The organism is Micromonospora endolithica (genome assembly GCF_003626595.1).
In the GTDB taxonomy this organism is placed as follows: domain Bacteria; phylum Actinomycetota; class Actinomycetes; order Mycobacteriales; family Micromonosporaceae; genus Micromonospora; species Micromonospora endolithica.
Genome location: NZ_RBAK01000005.1, coordinates 139,109 through 154,591, shown reverse-complemented (window position 1 = coordinate 154,591; position 15,483 = coordinate 139,109). Strand labels below are relative to the sequence as shown.

Genomic DNA, 15,483 nt, shown 5'->3' with positions numbered 1-15,483 from the left:
GCCGGTCACCCCCGGGGCAGCCGCACCTCTGCGACGGTACCGCCGGTGGTCCTCGGTCGGAGGGATACCCATCCGTTCTGTAGTTCAACGATCCGGCGGACGAGATAGAGGCCCAGCCCGGCGCCCGGATAGCGGCGGCGGTCGCCGGACTCGCCCTGCCAGAAGCGGTCGAAGGCGCGTTCGACATGCTCCGGGCGGATGCCGATGCCCTGGTCGCTGACCCGGAAGGAGACGGTCTGCCCGTCCGAGGACGCGGTGAGGTCGATCGGGGTCCCGGGTGGGGAGTACTTGCCGGCGTTCGTGCTCAGCTCGGTCAGCACGGTGGCCAGGCTGGGGCGGTGTCCAAGTGCCTTGGGCAGGTCGGCGGGGAGATCCGTCACGATCCGGTGGCGCAGGTCGGCGGGCAGGTCGTCGACCGCCGACCGCAGCGCGTCACCGAGGTCGAACGGCGCGGGTGGCTCCTCGCCCGGCCCCGCTCCGGTGGCCGAGGAGAGCAGCCGGTCGACCAGCCGGGCCAGTTCGTTGGCCCGCTGGCCGATGACCCGGGCGGCCTGCCGCCGGTCGGTGTCGGTCAACGACTCCCAGTGGTCGGTCAGGGTGTCCGCGTACCCCTTGATGACGGTGACCGGCGTCCGCAGCTCGTGGCTGGTGACCGCGACGAAGAGGTCGCGGTCGTGGTCGCGGCGCTGCTGGTCGGTGATGTCGCGGAAGGTGACCACCCGGAGGGTGCCCGGTCCGGGCAGCTCGCCGGAGGTGATCCGCAGCCAGCGGCCGTCCGGCAGCCGGTGGTCGAGGACCGACCCGGACGGCGGGAGCGGGAAGGGCAGCGGCTGGTTGAGCGCCTGCCCGGCGGAGCGGCCGGTGACCTGGACGGCGGCCGGGTTCCACAGCCGGACCCGGCCGTCCCGGTCGACGACCGCCAGCCCGTCGGCGAGCGCGGCCACCACCGGGCCGTCACCGTGTACGGGTAGGCCGCTCTGGTCGCCGTACATGTGGGCGATGCAGGAGGCGAGGTAGCCGATCACCCCGTGCTGCTCGGGGCCGGGCCGCGGGTCGTCGTCCGGGTACAGGGCGTGCAGGCTGCCCACGGTCAGCCCGCCGATCTCGGCCCGGGAGACCACCATCTCCAGCAGGTCCCGGTCGGCGAGTTCGGCGGCCAGCTTGCCGCTCAGCTGGTCGGTGCGGACCTGCCGCACCCGTGGGCCGGACAGCATGCACACGGTGGCCGGATCGTCGGCCGGCAGCGGACGGCCGATCGTCCACTCGGCGGCCCCGGTGGCCGCGATGATCCGCCCTCCGGTCGGTGCGAACTCGACGAACGCCATGCCGGCGGCGTCGAGCGCGGACTGCGCCACGCGGAGGAGCTGGGTCAGGACGGGGAGTCCGGTGTCCCCGGAGTTGATCATCTCGATCACCACGGTGTGTCCGGCGACGAGAGCGGGGAAGTCGATGCGGTCCGCCATGTGCCGAGTGTGCTCCTCGGCGCGCTTCCCGGATACCCCGTGCGGCGGGCGGTCATCTCCCGAGCCGGGACAGCGTCTGCGCGGGCCGGTCGGTGATGATGCCGTCCACCCCGACGGTCAGGACCAGGTCCAGGTCCGCCGGGTCGTTGACGGTCCAGACGTACACCTGGTTGCCGGCGGCCCGTAGGGCCGGGACCAGTCCCGGACGGGCCCGGACCAGGCCGACGTCGGGCCCGGCGACGCGGACGCCGAACGGCAGCCGGCCGGGCGGGAGCCAGCGCGGGAGCACCTCCAGCAGCAGCACCCGCGGCAGCGCGGGCGCGAAGGCCCGGATCCGGCGTACGGCGAGCGCCGAGAACGACATCACGGTGACCTGGACCGGGTGGTCCGGTCGCGGCTCGGTGAGGCCGTACCGGCGCAGCAGCTCGACCAGCCGGCGTTCGACGTGTGCGCCGTAACGGGACGGATGCTTGGTCTCCACCAGCAGCCGCACCGGCCGGCCGGCCTCCAGCACGGCGTCCAGCAGGCGTTCCAGGGTGAGCAGCCGGGTGCGGGTGTCGTCGAGCACCTCGTCGCCGTCGGCGGGCACGCCGCCGGGGTGCCACGACCCGAAGTCCAGCGCGTCCAGTTCGGCGAGGGTGCGGGCGCTGACCAACCCACGGCCGTTGCTGGTCCGGTCCAGCCGGCGGTCGTGCACGCAGACCAGGTGCCCGTCGCGGGTCAGCCGCACGTCGCACTCCAGCCCGTCGGCGCCCTCGTCGAGGGCACGCAGGTATGCGGCGAGGGTGTGCTCCGGGAGGTCGTAGGACGAGCCGCGGTGCGCGAAGACGAGAGGGCCGTCCATGCCGTCGGCGCCTACAGGACCCGGCCGGGCTGCCCGTCGTCGCCGACCACCGGCCGGCCGGCGGCGGCCCACTCGCCCATCCCGCCCGCGACGTTGCGCACCTGGTCCCACCCGTTGCGCTGGAGGTAGGTGACGACCTGCGCGGAACGGCCGCCGGAGCGGCAGATGACGGCCACGTCCCGGTCGGCGGGCACCTCCGCCATCCGTGCCGGCAGCTCCATCATCGGCAGGTGGTGAGCCTGCGGGGCGTGGCCGGCGGCCCACTCGTCGTCCTCCCGGACGTCAAGCAGGTAGGTGTCGTCGGCGATCTCGGGCACGGTCACGGTGGGTACCTGGGGTCCGAACACGGTCACCAAGCCTAGACCCCGACCGCGCGTTCGTCCCGGTGTCGGGGGACACCGGCCGCGCCGCCGTCAGAGCGGGTTGATCCAGCGGGGGTTGGCCCGCGCCCACTCGGTCATCCGGGTGCCCCGGACCGCCTCGAACAGCCCGCCGCCCCCGTTGTTGAGCACGACGTAGGAGACCGAGTCGATGGTCTGCGGACCGGACGGCACCCGCACGCCGCGCAGCGCGCCCGCCGGCAGGTCGCGCAGCGCGATGAGGAGGTCCTCCAGGGGTACGCCGTTGGTGTCCACGGTCAGCGAGCTGCCCACCGCCCGGATCAGCTGGTCGAGCTTGACCGGATTGGTGACGAGCGCGGTCTGGCCGGCGCGGTCGAGCATCGCCCGGAGCAACTGCTGCTGGTGGACCTGCCGGTCGTAGTCGCCGTTGGGCAGGCCGTAGCGCTGGCGTACGTAGTCCAGGGCCGTGCCGCCGTCCATCTGCTGGCAACCGGGGCTGAAGAGCCGGTCGGTGTGGATCGAACGGACCTCGGTGTCCACGCACATGCGTACGCCGCCGAGCAGGTCGATGACCCGGCGGAACCCGGAGAAGTCGACGAGCGCGGCACCGTCGAACCGGATGCCGGTCAGGCGGACCAGGGTGGCCGAGAGCAGTTGGGTGCCGCCGATCCCACCGCCGCCGTGCTCGTACGCCGCATTGATCTTGTCCGGTCCGCCGGGGTGCCCGTTGCGGGCCGGGATGGCGACCAGCAGGTCCCGGGGGACGGAAACCAGGTAGGCCTCCCGCCCACCGGAGGGGACGTGCACGATGAGGATGGTGTCGGAGCGACGGTCCTCGGCGCTGCCGCTCTGCCACCGGTCGGTGCCGACCAGGAGATAGTTCAGTGGGCCGTCCGGATCGGTCCGTTCCCGGCGGGCACTCGGGTCGAGCAACTGCTCGTCGGCGACGGCCCGGTCGTACCGGTCGGTGAGGGCCCGGAGGCCGACCACGGCGAGCCCGGCCAGCAGGGCGAGAGCCAGCCCGACGCCGAGCAGGACGCGGGGCCAGCGGAGACGGGCGCGGACGCTCGTCCCGGTCCGCTGCCGTCCCTGCCCACCCGACCTGGACGTGGTGCCTCCCCGCCGCCCGTACGTGAATGCTCTTCACGTCAGGCTACGGGGCGGTGACTGTCCGTCGGACCGGGTTCCGGAAACACCGGCTCACTTGCGGGTGGACAGCACCTCGGGATTGGCGACCACGAAATCGGCCAGTTTGTCCTGCTTGACCGCCTGGAACATCGCCAGGGTCTGCTCGTTGAGCGCCTCGCGGTTGTTCCCGTTGCCGTTGTAGGTGCCGCCGTTGGTGCGCAGCATCGTCAGGTCGCTGCCGCTGACCCCGCGCATGGTGAAGACGAAGTCGGCGACCGGTACGCCGCCGGTGTCCAGCACGAACGCCTCGCCGGCCGCCTTGATCAGCTCGTTCAGCTTCAGCGGGTTGGTCAACGTGCCGTTCTGGGCGGCCTTCTTCGCCATCGCCTTGATCAGCTGCTGCTGGTTCTGCTGGCGCGCGTAGTCGCCGCCGGTCAGCCCGTAGCGCTGTCGGGAGTAGTCCAGCGCCGCCCAGCCCTCCATCTCCCGGCAGCCCTTCTTGTGCACCACCGGGACACGGTCCTTACCGGTCTTCTTGGCGTCCGCGTTCCACATCGGCTTGCCGTCGACGAACGACATGTGGGCGGAGGTCGTCTCCTGGCTGACGCAGATCCGCACCGAGCCGAGCGCGTCGATGACCCGCTTGAAACCACCGAAGTTGATGATCGCCGCGCCGTCGAAGCTGATCCCGGTCAGGTCCTTGATCGTGCGGGCCATCAGCTGGGCGCCACCCTCCCAGCCGGCGCCGTTGCCCACGCCGTGCTGGAAGGCGGCGTTGATCTTGTCGGTGCCACCGCCCCAGCCGCTCTTCTCGAAGGCGGGAATGTGCGCCTCGGTGTCCCGGGGGATCGAGATCAGGTACGCCTGGTCGTGGGTCGCCGGGATGTGCAGCACGATGATGCTGTCCGCCCGGACGTCCCCGGCGTCCCAGGAGGCGCGGGCGTCCACCCCGAGCAGCAGCATGTCGATCGGGCCCTTGAGGCTGGCGCCGCCCTCGGCGTCGGACTTGCCCGCCTCGCCGAGCAGGTTGCGCTGGTCGATGCTGCTGGTGGCCTGGCCGATCACCGCCTTGCTGCCGACGATCGCGACGCCGCTGGTCAGCATCAGCACGGCACCGACGATCAACGTCAGTCGCGCCCAGAGAGGGTCGGTACGGCGCTTGCGTCGGCGCTTCGTGGTGGTGTCCGACGCGCCACCGGCGGGCCGGCCGTACGCGGTGCCGATCGGCTTCCCGCCCGGACCGGGCTGCGCGGGAACGCCGACGGACGTCCGTGCGGACGGGCGGGATGGCTCCAGCGACGGCGGGCGACCGCTGGTCTGAACCGGCATGCCTTCTCCAGTTCGCGTGGTCGGGGCGGCACCACTGTACGGACGCTTTCCCGTCCTGGCGAGCTCATCGCCCGGTCGATATTCGTTGTCCGGACCCTCGTCAGGCCGGATTGGGCCGATCGGATGAATCAATACGACCGATCGGCGGCCGTCGCGGTATCCCGGAGGTCGGCCGCCGATCGGTATCGACGTCGGTACGCCGGGCGTCAGCCGCCCGCGTTGTCGGTCTTCCCGTTGGCCTTCACCCAGTCCGCCATGGTGTCGGCGGCCATCGCCTTGTACATGCTCAGCGCCTTCTCCCGGTCGGAGACCACCACCGACTCGCCGCCGATGGTCTGGCTGCCGTTGTGCGGGCTGGTCACGAAGGACAGGTTCTCGCCGCGCAGGTTACGGAACTGAAGCCCCATGTCGACGAGCGAGAACCCCTCGTCCACCGTCACCGCGGCGGTCACCGACTTGAGGAACGCGTTCAGCTTCTTCGGGTTGGTCAGCGTGCCGGTGCTCGCCGCCTTGTCCATCAGCGCGCGCAGGAACTCCTGCTGGTGCCGCATCCGGTCGAAGTCGCCGCGGGGGAACTGCTTGCGCTGCCGGATCCAGTCCAGCGCCTCGGCGCCGTCCATGTGGTTGATGCCCTTGGTGAAGGTCCGATAGGGCTTGTGGATCGACGTGACGGTCCGCTCGACCGGCAGGTCGACCCCGCCGAGCGCATCGGTCACCTGCTTGAACCCGGCGAAGTCGATCGCCATCACGTGGTCCATCCGGACGTCGGTGAAGCACTCGACGGTGCGCACCGCCAGCGGCAGGCCGCCGAAGGCGAACGCGGCATTGATCTTGCCGCGTTGGCCGGAGCCGCACTCCGCGCCCGCACCGTCGGGGATCGGCACGTAGAGGTCACGGGGGATGGAGACCAGGTAGGCCTCCTGGTGGTTGCTCGGGATGTGCATCACGATGATCGTGTCCGCGCGCCACTTGCTCTGCTGGTCCACCGGCGCGTCCGGGTCACGGGAGTCGCTGCCGACCAGGAGGATGTTCAGCGCACCGTCGACCGACTTGGCCGGCCGGCCGCCGGTGATCTCCGAGAACGGGTCGGTGCGGGCCAGGTCGTTGTTGAGGCCGCGGGCGTAGAACCAGGCGCCGACCCCACCGAGCAGCGCCAGCACCAGCACCGCCACGCCGGCCACCAACCCGATCCGACCCCAGCGCGGACGGGGGCCACGCCGACCCGGCCGGCCGGGTCCGCCCGGACCTCCCGGACCCTGGGGCCCGGTCGGACCGCCCGGGCCACCCGGGCCCACGGCCGGTGCCTCGTCGTCGTACGGCGGGTACCAGCGGGTGTCCGCAGAGGGGGCGCGCCCGCCGTCCCGGCCGGAGCCGGGCACCGAGGCGCGCCCGGAGCTGCGGTGCAGGTAGGGGAGCGGGACACCGGGCGGCGTGGTCGCTGACATGTAACTCAGGGTACGTACGTCGGGCCACCGCTGCCCTGAAGCGGAGCCGGTGTGGACCGGCCGGATCACCCGGACCGGTCAGCCCAGGTGCTCGCGGAAGTACTCGATGGTGCGCCGGAGGCCGTCGGCGGGCGAAACCTCCGGCTCGTATCCGAGCAGCTCACGGGCGAGCGTCAGGTCAGGGCGGCGCATCTCCGGGTCGTCCGCGCTGCGGGTGACGTAGGTCACCTCGGAGCTGCTGCCGGATAGTGACACGATCGTCTCGGCCAGTTGCCGCATGGTCATCTCGTGCTCGGTGCCGCAGTTGATCGGCCCGGCCTCGGTCGAGTCCAGCAGCAGCAGGATGCCGCGCACCAGGTCCGCGACGTAGCAGATCGAACGGGTCTGGTTGCCGGTGCCGTGCACGGTGATCGGCTCGCCGCGCAGCGCCTGCGAGATGAAGGTCGGGATCGCCCGCCCGTCGTCCGGGCGCATCCGCGGGCCGTAGGTGTTGAAGATCCGGACGATGGCGGCGTCCAACCCCCGGCTGCGGCGGTACGCCATGGTGGCCGCCTCGGAGAAGCGCTTCGCCTCGTCGTAGACCGACCGGACGCCGACCGGGTTGACGTTGCCCCAGTACGTCTCGCGCTGCGGGTGCTCCTTCGGGTCCCCGTACGCCTCGGAGGTGGAGGCCATCAGGAACCGGGCGCCGTCGGCGGTCGCGCGCTCCAGCAGGTGCAGGGTGGCCACCGAGCCGACCCGCAGGATCTCCACCGGCAGCTTCTCGAAGTCGGTCGGGCTGGCCGGGGACGCCATGTGCAGGATGGCGTCGAAACGCTCCGCGACGGCCGGGTGGTGGGTGGGCAGGCCGTCGGAGATGTCCGCCTCGACCAGGGTGAAGGTCGGCCTGTCCAGCAGGTGGGCCACGTTCTCCTTCGATCCCGTGACGAAGTTGTCCAGCACGACCACCGTGCAGCCGCGAGCGACCAGGGCGTCCACGAGGTGCGACGGGACGAAGCCGGCACCGCCGGTGACGAGAATCCGGTGACCGGATCCGAATCGTTCTGCAACCTTCATGCCGTTCAGCCTACAAGTGCAAGGAAGGGCCCCCTGTTAACGCCTGGCGTTGTACAGGGGGCCCTTCTTAACACGCGCGCCGGCAGCCGCCGGCGGACGACGGATCAGTGGGCGCCGGCACCGGTCAGCGCGCGCACCTCCAGCTCCGCGTACTTGTCGTCGTCGCGCTCCTTGGAGATGACCGTCCCGAGCCAGCCGCAGAAGAAGCCGAACGGGATGGACAGGATGCCCGGGTTGGACAGCGGGAACCACTGCCAGTCCTGGTCGGGGAACATCGAGGTGGCCGCCCCGGAGACGACCGGGGAGAAGAACACCAGCACGACGGCGGCGAGCAGGCCGCCGTAGATGGCCCACACCGCCCCCGAGGTGTTGAACCGCTTCCAGAACAGGCTGTAGAGGATCGCCGGCAGGTTGCCCGACGCGGCGACCGCGAACGCGAGCGCGACGAGGAACGCCACGTTCAGGTTCTGCGCGAAGATGGACAGCGCGATGGAGACCGCGCCGATCACCAGGGCGGAGATCCGGGCGACCCGGACCTCCTGCCGCTCCGACGTCTGCCCATTCTTGATCACGTTGGCGTAGAAGTCGTGCGCCAGGCTGGACGACGACGCCAGGGTCAGGCCGGCGACCACTGCCAGGATGGTGGCGAACGCCACCGCGGCGATGATCGCGAGCAGGGTGGCCCCTCCCAGGTCGCCGCCGAGGAAGTCGATGCCGAGCCGTTCGGCCAACTGTGGTGCGGCGGTGTTGCCGGCCTTGTCCTGTGCGGTGATCGCCTCGCCGCCGACCAGCGCCGCGGCACCGAAGCCGAGCGCCAGGGTGAGCAGGTAGAAGGTGCCGATGATGCCGATCGCCCAGAGCACGCTCTTGCGGGCTGCCTTCGCCGTCGGGACGGTGTAGAAGCGGATCAGGATGTGCGGCAGGCCGGCGGTGCCGAGCACCAGGGCGATGCCGAGCGAGAGCAGATCCATCTTGTTGTAGAAGGTCTGCGTCGCGCTCGCGGCCTCGACCCCGTACCGCAGGCCGGGTTCGAGGAACGCGGATCCCTTGCCCGATGCGGCGGCGGCGTCGCCGAGCAGCGACGAGAGGTTGAAGTTGTACTTCGCCAGTACCAGCACCGTCATGATCGTCGCGCCGCCCATGAGCAGGAACGCCTTGACGATCTGCACGTAGGTGGTGCCCTTCATGCCGCCCACCGTGACGTAAATGATCATCAGGGCGCCGACCATGATGATGGTGGCGATCTTCGCGGCGTCGGCGTCCATGCCGAGGAAGGTGGTCCCTGGGCGGATGCCCAGCAGCAGGGCGACCAGCGCGCCCGCGCCGACCATCTGAGCCAGCAGATAGAAGATCGACACGGTGATCGTGGAGACCGCCGCCGCCGTACGCACCGGACGCTGGCGCATCCGGAAGGCCAGCACGTCGGCCATCGTGTACCGGCCGGAGTTACGCAGCAGCTCGGCGACCAGCAGCAGGGCGACCAGCCAGGCGACCAGGAACCCGATCGAGTAGAGGAAACCGTCGTACCCGTACAGGGCGATGATGCCGGCGATGCCGAGGAACGACGCGGCGGACATGTAGTCGCCGCCGATGGCCATGCCGTTCTGGAAGCCGGAGAACGACCGGCCGCCGGCATAGAAGTCGGTGGCGGTCTTGGTCTGCCGGCTGGCCCAGATGGTGATGGCCAGCGTCACCGCCACGAACACCAGGAACAGAGTGATGGTGAGGTTGCGGGCGGTGGTGTCACCCGCCTCAACCGCGAGGTCCATCCTCATGCTTCACCTCCCCGATCTCTTCGCGGATCCGGTCGGCGATCGGGTCGATCTTCCGATCGGCGTAACGGGAGTAGAGCCAGGCGATCAGGAACGTCGAGACGAACTGGAGCAGACCGAAGACCAGGGCGACGTTGATGTTGCCGACCAGCTTCGTGCCCATGAAGTCCCGCGCGTAGGCGGAGAGAATCACGTAGAGCGCGTACCACAGGAAGAACGCGACGGTCATCGGGAAGATGAAGCCGCGCAGCGCGCGTCGCAGCCCGGCGAATTCGTCGGACCGTTGAACGGCGATGTACCGGTCCGCCGCGGAGGGCGGCGTCGTCGGGGGTGTGTCCGTGGACATCTGTGGATCACCACCTTCACAGGCATCGGGGAGTTTCGCGCACGGTAGAGAGCGCGCTCCCCGCCGGGGAAGGCTGAGATCGGCGCCGGTCGACGGTTGCGCCGAACGGGCCGGTGGCTGCGCCGAGTGACGCAGCTCACTCCGGTGAACGGTCGTCCGCCGGTGGCCCCGGTCAGGTCAACTCGCGGTACCTGCCCCGGTAGTGCAGCAGCGGATCGGTCTCGTCGGCCAACTCGACGGTCTCGATGGTGGCCTCGACCAGCAGCGCCCAGCCGTACTCCCGGGCGGTGTCGAGCCGGCACCCCGCCCACCCGCCGGCGTCGGACGGCACCGGGCCGTAGGACGTCCCGGTCCAACCGCCGGTGGCGAAGAGCCCGCCGGGCGACGGGAACAGCCCGGCGAACCGGTCGGCCAACTGGCGGTGCGCCGGGCCGAGCGGCGCCACCGCGAACCGACCCGCCGCCTCGGCCGCCGCCCACAGGTCCGACTCCGGGTCGATCAGACCGAGCAGGCGGTCCGGCTCGCCCTCCGCGACCAGCGTGGAAGAGACGGTCAGGCCCGCGGGCCCGGGCGCCGTCCAGAGCGTCACCGGTGCCGCCAGGCGGCCCCGCAGCCGGCGTACGGGGGAACGCTGGTCGGTGGGTACGGCGAACGGATCGGTGTGGTGGATCTCGGCGCCCGGCTCTGGATTCACGTGAAACATTGTGCCGCCCCCAACCCGTGCCCAGCCCACGAAGCGCCAGTGCAACCCGGCCGGCGGCAGGTTGCCGTTGAGCTGCGCGAGCTGGGTCGCCGCCTCGGTCATCAGCGTCCCCAGGTAGATCAGCAGCGCGGGCCGGTCGTGCCGGTACTCCACCAGCAGCGACAGTCGGGCAGGCTGGCACGGCCAGGGCGCGCCGCACGCCCGACATCGCCAGAGCGGTCGCATCGCCACATGACGCCGAGCCGGCGTCACCAGCGCCCGCCGTTCGCCCGCGCCGGGGTCAGCCAGCCGGCGCGACCGGGTCGCGGCAGGGCCACCGTCGGCCAGGTCGCCCAGGCCGACACGGTCGGCCGGGCTGGCGCCGGCTCCGGCCGGCTCCTCATCCGGTACGACCGCAGCGCGGCATTCCTGCTGAAGAGTCGGAACACGGGTGGCCTCCTCGCGGTCGGGAGCCGCCCCGGTCGGGGGGATGACCGGGGCGGCCCGACGCAGGACCGGCCGCCGGGTCGTCGCCTCCACCGGCCGGGCCGCGCACCTTCCACCCTGGACCGGAGTCGTCGGACAGGGGAGGATGCCAGCGGTTACTACCGAACGCGTTCGCGTACTTACCGGATAGGTGAGCGATGAACCTCGACATGTGGGTGCGGGCACTGAAGGCGGCCCGAGCTGCGGCGAACGTCTCCCAGGAGGGCCTCGCCGGCCTCATCGCGTGGAGTCCTTCCCTGATCGCCGCCATCGAGACCGGCCGTCGCCGGCCCACCATGGAGCTGGCGGTCGCCGCCGACGGGGCATTGGGCACCGGCGGGCTGCTCGCCGAGTTGCTCAAGGAGGCGGACAGGGAGCGCGGTCCCTCCTGGTTCGTCCCCTGGCGCGGCTACGAGCAGGAGGCGACGCGGCTGCGCGCCTTCGAGCCCTGCCTCGTGCCGGGCCTGCTCCAGACCGAGGACTACGCCCGCGCGGTGCTCTCGGCGGGCGGCCTGCAACCACCCGCCATGGTGGACGAGCTGGTGTCGGTCCGGCTGGAACGCCAGACGCTGCTGGACCGGACCGATCCGCCGCAGATCGTCTTCCTGCTGGACGAGACGGCGGTGCGCCGCCCGGTCGGCGGGCCGGCGGTGCTCGACGCGCAACTCGGCCGGCTGCTGGAGGTGGCCGCGCTGCCGCACGTCAGGCTGCACATCGTGCCGCTGAACGTGGGCGAGCACGTCGGTCTGGGTGGGGGCTTCGTGCTGGTGGAGCTCGCCGACGGCGAGCAGGCGGTCTACCTGGAGAATTCCGCCCGGGGACACGTGGTCAACGAACCTGAGACCGTCCGGTTCATCGATCGGAAGTGGGATAGCCTGCTCGGCGAGGCATTGTCTACGAGCGCTTCGCTGGACCTGATCCGAAAGCTGAAGGTGACGCCATGACCGCTGCCGAGCCCCGCTGGCGCACGTCGACGCGATCTACCGATACCGGCGGCAACTGTGTCGAGGTGGCGGACAATCTGCCGGGGATCGTGTTGGTGCGGGACAGCAAGGACCGGTCCGGCCCGACGCTGGAGTTCCGCCTCGGCACCTGGCGCTCCTTCGTCGCCTCCGCCCGCACCGGCCAGCGGCAATGAGTTCGACGAGCGGTATTTCCCAGAGACATGATTATTTCGCTCGGACATGACCCTCGCTGAACTCTGTCCGCCGGGCGAGCCGCCACCGCCGGGCGAGCCGCCACCGCCGGGCGAGCCGCCGTCGGGCGAGCCGTCGTCGGGCTAGTCGCTGCCGCCGCGAGCCGGCCGGACGACCGGGGGCTTACGGCGTCCCGTCCCACCGTCTACCGTGCGGGCATGGCCCGCGTGAGTCCCGAGCACGTCGCGAACGTCCGTGTCGTCACCGCCGCCACGGTGCTCGCCGAGGAGTGCGACCTGGGCGCCTATCCGCATCGGCATCTGGCCGTGGTCGCCCAGGCCGGCTTCCACGGTGAGAACCTGGCCCAGCTGCTGGCCGTCGCGGACCTGCTCGCCGAGCGGGGTTGGGACCTGCTGACGGTGAGCCAGCTCGGCGGCGGCCTGCACGCGTTCCTGCGCCGGCGCGAGGTCGCGCCGGCGCCGCGTACGCCGGTCTGATCAGTCGAGCGCGCGCCGGGCGGCGGCCAGGACCTCGGGGTCGGCGCAGCCGGCGGCGTAGCCGGCGATGCGGCGGCGGATGTCCCGGCCCAGCAGCCACGTCCCGACCCGGTCGGCGACCGGGCGGAGGAACGCCGGCCGGCAGCGGAAGCTGTACCGCCAGGTGGCGACGGTGTGGCCCGGTTCCGGTGCCGGCGCGAACCGCCACCCACCGGCGAACATCTCGAAGAACCACGGCCCGCGCACCATCTTCATGCCCACGTTGGTGGGCGGCGCGTAGGAGACGTACTCGCTGACCATGACCAGGCCGTGCCGGGAGCGGGTGAAGGTGCGGACACCCTTGCCGGGACGGGTCGCCCCGTCGGTGAAGTGCTGCTCCCGGACGAACGGATCCCACCGGTAGCGGACCGGCGCGGTGGTCTGGGACACGGCGAAGGCGACGTCCGGGGGCACCGGGACGGTCGCCGCCGCCTCGACGACCGGCATCAGCGGTTGGGGGTGACGGTGGTGAGCAGCTCCGGCTGGCGCCGGTCCAGCACGTCGCCGGCGAGGTACGCGCCGAGCAGCGCCGCCCCCACGCCGTACGCGGCGCCGACCGGGAATGCCAGCCACAGCCAGACGTCGCCGAGCAGCGCGGCGGCCAGCACCATCGGCAGCGCCGCCACGGCCGAGACGACCATCGACAGCAGGGTCAGGAAACTGCGGGCCACCCCGGCGCCGGAGTTCATGGCGAACGGATTGCTGGTCTCCGGCAGGTCGTACGCGCCGAGCACCGACAGGTAGGAGTTCACCGCCAGCCCCGCGCCGTAGGTGGCCAGCAGGGTGCCGGCGCTCAGCCCGAGCCAGCCCGGCTCGCCGAGCACCACGGTGAGCGCGAGCGAGACGAACACCACCAGCGGCAGCACGTAGAGCGAGAACGCGGTCATCCGGGCGCGCAGCTCCACCTGACCGGGTACGCCCGCGACGATGTTCGCCGCGTACGCGCTGCCGTCGAAGCCGAACTGGTTGGCCAGGGTGACCGCCGCGAGCACACCGACGAAGAGCATCGACAGGCTCACCACCACCGGCGAGGATCCCTCGGTGACGGAGATGCCCTGCTCGTCGATGGTGAACCCGGAGCCGCCGAAGTTGACCATCGCGGGCACGAAGAGCCCGATCACGGCGAGGGTGATCAAATTGGCCCGTCGCCGCGCGTCCCGCCACCAGTAGCGGGTCTCCCGGGCGACCAGTGCGCCGAACCGGTCCCGCCGCAGCCAGCGCGCCGCCCCGGGGAAGAGCTGCGCGACCGGCCCACCGGCCGTCGCCTTGGTGGTCGAGGCCGGGCCGGAGCTGACCGCGCCGAGCATCGCCGACTCCAGCGACCGGGACCACCAGGCGAGCAACGCCACGATCGTCACCGCCGTGACGAGCAGCTTGACCGGGGCGGCCCACGTCCGGCCCTCGGCCAGGTCGATGCCGGCGGTCCACGGCGCGCCGAACGGCGTCCAGCCGATCACCTCGGCCACCGGTACCAGCCGGTCCCAGTCGGCGTCCTGGATCGCGGCCACCCCGAGCAGTTGCAGCGGGCCGAGCAGCGCGGCGAGCACCGCCAGCAGCACCGCCGCCAGGTCACGGACCCGACGGGACCGCAGCATGCTGGCGAACGCGCTGGTCATCGCCCGCGCGGCGGCCACGCACAGCAGCACCCCGGCGACCACCCCGACGGCCTGCACGACGGCGGCCGACCAGCCGCCGATCACCCCGGCGGTGACGACCAGCCCGCTGAGCGCCAGCAGTCCGGCGAACGCCGGCACGCTGACCAGAGCCGCCGCGAACAGGCCGGTCACCAACGACCGCCGGGGCAGCGGCAGCAGCGCGAACCGGGCCGGGTCGAGCGTCTCGTCGACCCCGAAGAAGACCAGCGGCAGCAGCACCCAGCCCAGCACCACCAGGCCGCCGCCGAATGCGGCGACCAGCAGTGCGTACGTCGGCTCGTCGGCCAACCCGGGCAGGGCGAAGAGGACGAACCCGATGGCCGCGAACCACAGCCCGAACAGCACGCCGGTCACGAACATCGCGACCCGCCACTTCTGGCCGCGGAAGTTGTTGCCCAGCACCCGCAGCTTCAGCCGGACGAAGTGCCGCGCCGGGACCGGCCGGACGGCGGCCACCGGTTCGTTCACTGCGACAGCCACGCCAGCTCCTCGCCGGTCGCCGTACGGCCGCCCACGACCTCGACGAAGACCTGCTCCAGCGAGCGGTCACCGCGTACCTCGGTCAGCGTGCCCACCCGCTTGATGACACCGGCGGCGAGGATCGCCACGTGCGTGCACAGCCGTTCCACCACCTCCATCACGTGGCTGGAGAAGACCACCGTCCCGCCACCGGTCACGTACCGCTGGAGGATGTCCCGGATAAGGGCCCCGGACACCGGGTCGACCGCCTCGAACGGCTCGTCCAGCACCAGCAGCCGGGGACCGTGCAGCAGGGCGCAGGCCAGGCCGATCTTCTTCTTCATGCCGGCCGAGTAGTCCACCACCATCGTCCGCCCGGCGTCGCCGAGCGCGAGCACGTCGAGCAGCTCCGCCGCCCGCCGGTCGACCACCGCCGGGTCCATGCCGCGCAGCAGACCGTGGTACGCCAGCAGCTCCGCGCCGCTCAGCCGATCGAAGAGGCGTACGCCGTCGGGCATGACCCCGAGCAGCTGCTTCGCGCGTACCGGGTCGGCCCACACGTCGTGGCCGAGCACCGTCGCCGAGCCGGCGTCCGGCCGGAGCAGCCCCACCGCCATCGACAGGGTGGTGGTCTTGCCGGCCCCGTTCGGGCCGAGCAGCCCGTAGAAGGACCCGGCCGGCACGTCCAGATCGACGCCGGCGACCGCCACCTTGCTGTCGAACCGCTTTGCCAGGCCCCGTAGCGCCAGGGCGGGCTGCTCACCTGTCATGGGTCCGACCGTATCCGGCCGGGGCCACGCCCCGA

At 71.6% G+C, this 15,483-nt stretch carries 17 protein-coding genes; 3 read left to right on the top strand and 14 right to left on the bottom strand.

Going from position 1 to position 15,483, the window contains the following annotated elements; translation table 11 throughout:
* Nucleotides 1–5: 5 nt before the first annotated feature.
* The 11 genes from D7223_RS15155 to D7223_RS32505 all read right to left on the bottom strand — a co-directional run bounded on the left by D7223_RS15155 (nucleotide 6) and on the right by D7223_RS32505 (nucleotide 10,855).
* Nucleotides 6–1,463 carry a sensor histidine kinase gene (locus tag D7223_RS15155; protein WP_120729041.1) on the bottom strand — a complete coding sequence of 486 codons (1,458 nt, stop codon included), beginning with the start codon at nucleotides 1,461–1,463 and terminating at the stop codon, nucleotides 6–8.
* Between the two features lie 52 nt (nucleotides 1,464–1,515).
* Entirely contained in the window at nucleotides 1,516–2,307 is a 792-nt protein-coding gene (locus D7223_RS15150) for a glycerophosphodiester phosphodiesterase (RefSeq protein WP_120729040.1), read from the bottom strand.
* Nucleotides 2,308–2,318: 11 nt separating this feature from the next.
* Entirely contained in the window at nucleotides 2,319–2,654 is a 336-nt protein-coding gene (locus D7223_RS15145) for a rhodanese-like domain-containing protein (RefSeq protein ID WP_120729269.1), read from the bottom strand.
* A gap of 66 nt (nucleotides 2,655–2,720) precedes the next feature.
* Nucleotides 2,721–3,638, bottom strand: a complete 918-nt coding sequence (locus D7223_RS15140) for an LCP family protein (RefSeq protein WP_475038370.1) — start codon at nucleotides 3,636–3,638, stop codon at nucleotides 2,721–2,723.
* Nucleotides 3,639–3,848: 210 nt separating this feature from the next.
* Nucleotides 3,849–5,105 (bottom strand): LCP family protein, encoded by a 1,257-nt coding sequence (locus D7223_RS15135; RefSeq protein ID WP_120729038.1) that lies wholly within the window; start codon nucleotides 5,103–5,105, stop codon nucleotides 3,849–3,851.
* Nucleotides 5,106–5,311: 206 nt separating this feature from the next.
* Nucleotides 5,312–6,550, bottom strand: coding sequence for an LCP family protein (locus D7223_RS15130; RefSeq protein WP_120729037.1), 1,239 nt, complete (start codon nucleotides 6,548–6,550; stop codon nucleotides 5,312–5,314).
* A gap of 78 nt (nucleotides 6,551–6,628) precedes the next feature.
* Nucleotides 6,629–7,606, bottom strand: coding sequence for an NAD-dependent epimerase/dehydratase family protein (locus D7223_RS15125; protein ID WP_120729036.1), 978 nt, complete (start codon nucleotides 7,604–7,606; stop codon nucleotides 6,629–6,631).
* A gap of 104 nt (nucleotides 7,607–7,710) precedes the next feature.
* On the bottom strand, nucleotides 7,711–9,381 hold the full coding sequence (locus D7223_RS15120; protein ID WP_120729035.1) for a solute symporter family protein: 1,671 nt from the start codon (nucleotides 9,379–9,381) through the stop codon (nucleotides 7,711–7,713).
* Complete coding sequence (locus D7223_RS15115; protein WP_120729034.1) at nucleotides 9,359–9,724, bottom strand: DUF485 domain-containing protein; 366 nt, start codon at nucleotides 9,722–9,724, stop codon at nucleotides 9,359–9,361. The genes D7223_RS15120 and D7223_RS15115 overlap by 23 nt, the downstream gene beginning before the upstream one ends.
* 172 nt (nucleotides 9,725–9,896) lie before the next feature.
* Complete coding sequence (locus tag D7223_RS15110; protein ID WP_238162000.1) at nucleotides 9,897–10,580, bottom strand: flavin reductase family protein; 684 nt, start codon at nucleotides 10,578–10,580, stop codon at nucleotides 9,897–9,899.
* Between the two features lie 95 nt (nucleotides 10,581–10,675).
* A complete protein-coding gene (locus D7223_RS32505) occupies nucleotides 10,676–10,855 on the bottom strand; it encodes a hypothetical protein (protein WP_147252638.1) in 180 nt (59 codons plus the stop codon).
* A gap of 195 nt (nucleotides 10,856–11,050) precedes the next feature.
* On the opposite strand from D7223_RS32505, the gene D7223_RS15105 reads away from it, so the two are divergent.
* The 3 genes from D7223_RS15105 to D7223_RS15095 all read left to right on the top strand — a co-directional run bounded on the left by D7223_RS15105 (nucleotide 11,051) and on the right by D7223_RS15095 (nucleotide 12,525).
* Complete coding sequence (locus D7223_RS15105; protein ID WP_120729033.1) at nucleotides 11,051–11,836, top strand: helix-turn-helix domain-containing protein; 786 nt, start codon at nucleotides 11,051–11,053, stop codon at nucleotides 11,834–11,836.
* Nucleotides 11,833–12,030 carry a DUF397 domain-containing protein gene (locus D7223_RS15100; protein WP_120729032.1) on the top strand — a complete coding sequence of 66 codons (198 nt, stop codon included), beginning with the start codon at nucleotides 11,833–11,835 and terminating at the stop codon, nucleotides 12,028–12,030. The genes D7223_RS15105 and D7223_RS15100 overlap by 4 nt, the downstream gene beginning before the upstream one ends.
* 216 nt (nucleotides 12,031–12,246) lie before the next feature.
* Complete coding sequence (locus D7223_RS15095) at nucleotides 12,247–12,525, top strand: transcriptional regulator (protein ID WP_120729031.1); 279 nt, start codon at nucleotides 12,247–12,249, stop codon at nucleotides 12,523–12,525.
* Here the strand turns inward: D7223_RS15095 and D7223_RS15090 are convergent, their stop codons facing one another.
* Genes D7223_RS15090 through D7223_RS15080 form a run of 3 tightly spaced genes read right to left on the bottom strand, consistent with a single transcriptional unit; the run spans nucleotide 12,526 to nucleotide 15,448 of the window.
* Nucleotides 12,526–13,011 (bottom strand): SRPBCC family protein, encoded by a 486-nt coding sequence (locus tag D7223_RS15090; protein WP_120729030.1) that lies wholly within the window; start codon nucleotides 13,009–13,011, stop codon nucleotides 12,526–12,528. It lies immediately after the preceding gene.
* A complete protein-coding gene (locus D7223_RS15085) occupies nucleotides 13,011–14,699 on the bottom strand; it encodes an ABC transporter permease (RefSeq protein WP_120729029.1) in 1,689 nt (562 codons plus the stop codon). The genes D7223_RS15090 and D7223_RS15085 overlap by 1 nt, the downstream gene beginning before the upstream one ends.
* Nucleotides 14,684–15,448 carry an ABC transporter ATP-binding protein gene (locus D7223_RS15080; protein WP_120729028.1) on the bottom strand — a complete coding sequence of 255 codons (765 nt, stop codon included), beginning with the start codon at nucleotides 15,446–15,448 and terminating at the stop codon, nucleotides 14,684–14,686. The genes D7223_RS15085 and D7223_RS15080 overlap by 16 nt, the downstream gene beginning before the upstream one ends.
* Nucleotides 15,449–15,483 lie beyond the last annotated feature (35 nt).

What these genes read in the sequence shown, in the direction of transcription:
- D7223_RS15155 (WP_120729041.1), bottom strand. Translation starts at nt 1,463, where the DNA reads ATGGCGGACCGCATCGACTTCCCCGCTCTCGTCGCCGGACACACCGTG.
- D7223_RS15150 (WP_120729040.1), bottom strand. Translation starts at nt 2,307, where the DNA reads ATGGACGGCCCTCTCGTCTTCGCGCACCGCGGCTCGTCCTACGACCTC.
- D7223_RS15135 (WP_120729038.1), bottom strand. Translation starts at nt 5,105, where the DNA reads ATGCCGGTTCAGACCAGCGGTCGCCCGCCGTCGCTGGAGCCATCCCGC.
- D7223_RS15130 (WP_120729037.1), bottom strand. Translation starts at nt 6,550, where the DNA reads ATGTCAGCGACCACGCCGCCCGGTGTCCCGCTCCCCTACCTGCACCGC.
- D7223_RS15125 (WP_120729036.1), bottom strand. Translation starts at nt 7,606, where the DNA reads ATGAAGGTTGCAGAACGATTCGGATCCGGTCACCGGATTCTCGTCACC.
- D7223_RS15120 (WP_120729035.1), bottom strand. Translation starts at nt 9,381, where the DNA reads ATGAGGATGGACCTCGCGGTTGAGGCGGGTGACACCACCGCCCGCAAC.
- D7223_RS15115 (WP_120729034.1), bottom strand. Translation starts at nt 9,724, where the DNA reads ATGTCCACGGACACACCCCCGACGACGCCGCCCTCCGCGGCGGACCGG.
- D7223_RS15105 (WP_120729033.1), top strand. Translation starts at nt 11,051, where the DNA reads ATGAACCTCGACATGTGGGTGCGGGCACTGAAGGCGGCCCGAGCTGCG.
- D7223_RS15100 (WP_120729032.1), top strand. Translation starts at nt 11,833, where the DNA reads ATGACCGCTGCCGAGCCCCGCTGGCGCACGTCGACGCGATCTACCGAT.
- D7223_RS15095 (WP_120729031.1), top strand. Translation starts at nt 12,247, where the DNA reads ATGGCCCGCGTGAGTCCCGAGCACGTCGCGAACGTCCGTGTCGTCACC.
- D7223_RS15090 (WP_120729030.1), bottom strand. Translation starts at nt 13,011, where the DNA reads ATGCCGGTCGTCGAGGCGGCGGCGACCGTCCCGGTGCCCCCGGACGTC.
- D7223_RS15080 (WP_120729028.1), bottom strand. Translation starts at nt 15,448, where the DNA reads ATGACAGGTGAGCAGCCCGCCCTGGCGCTACGGGGCCTGGCAAAGCGG.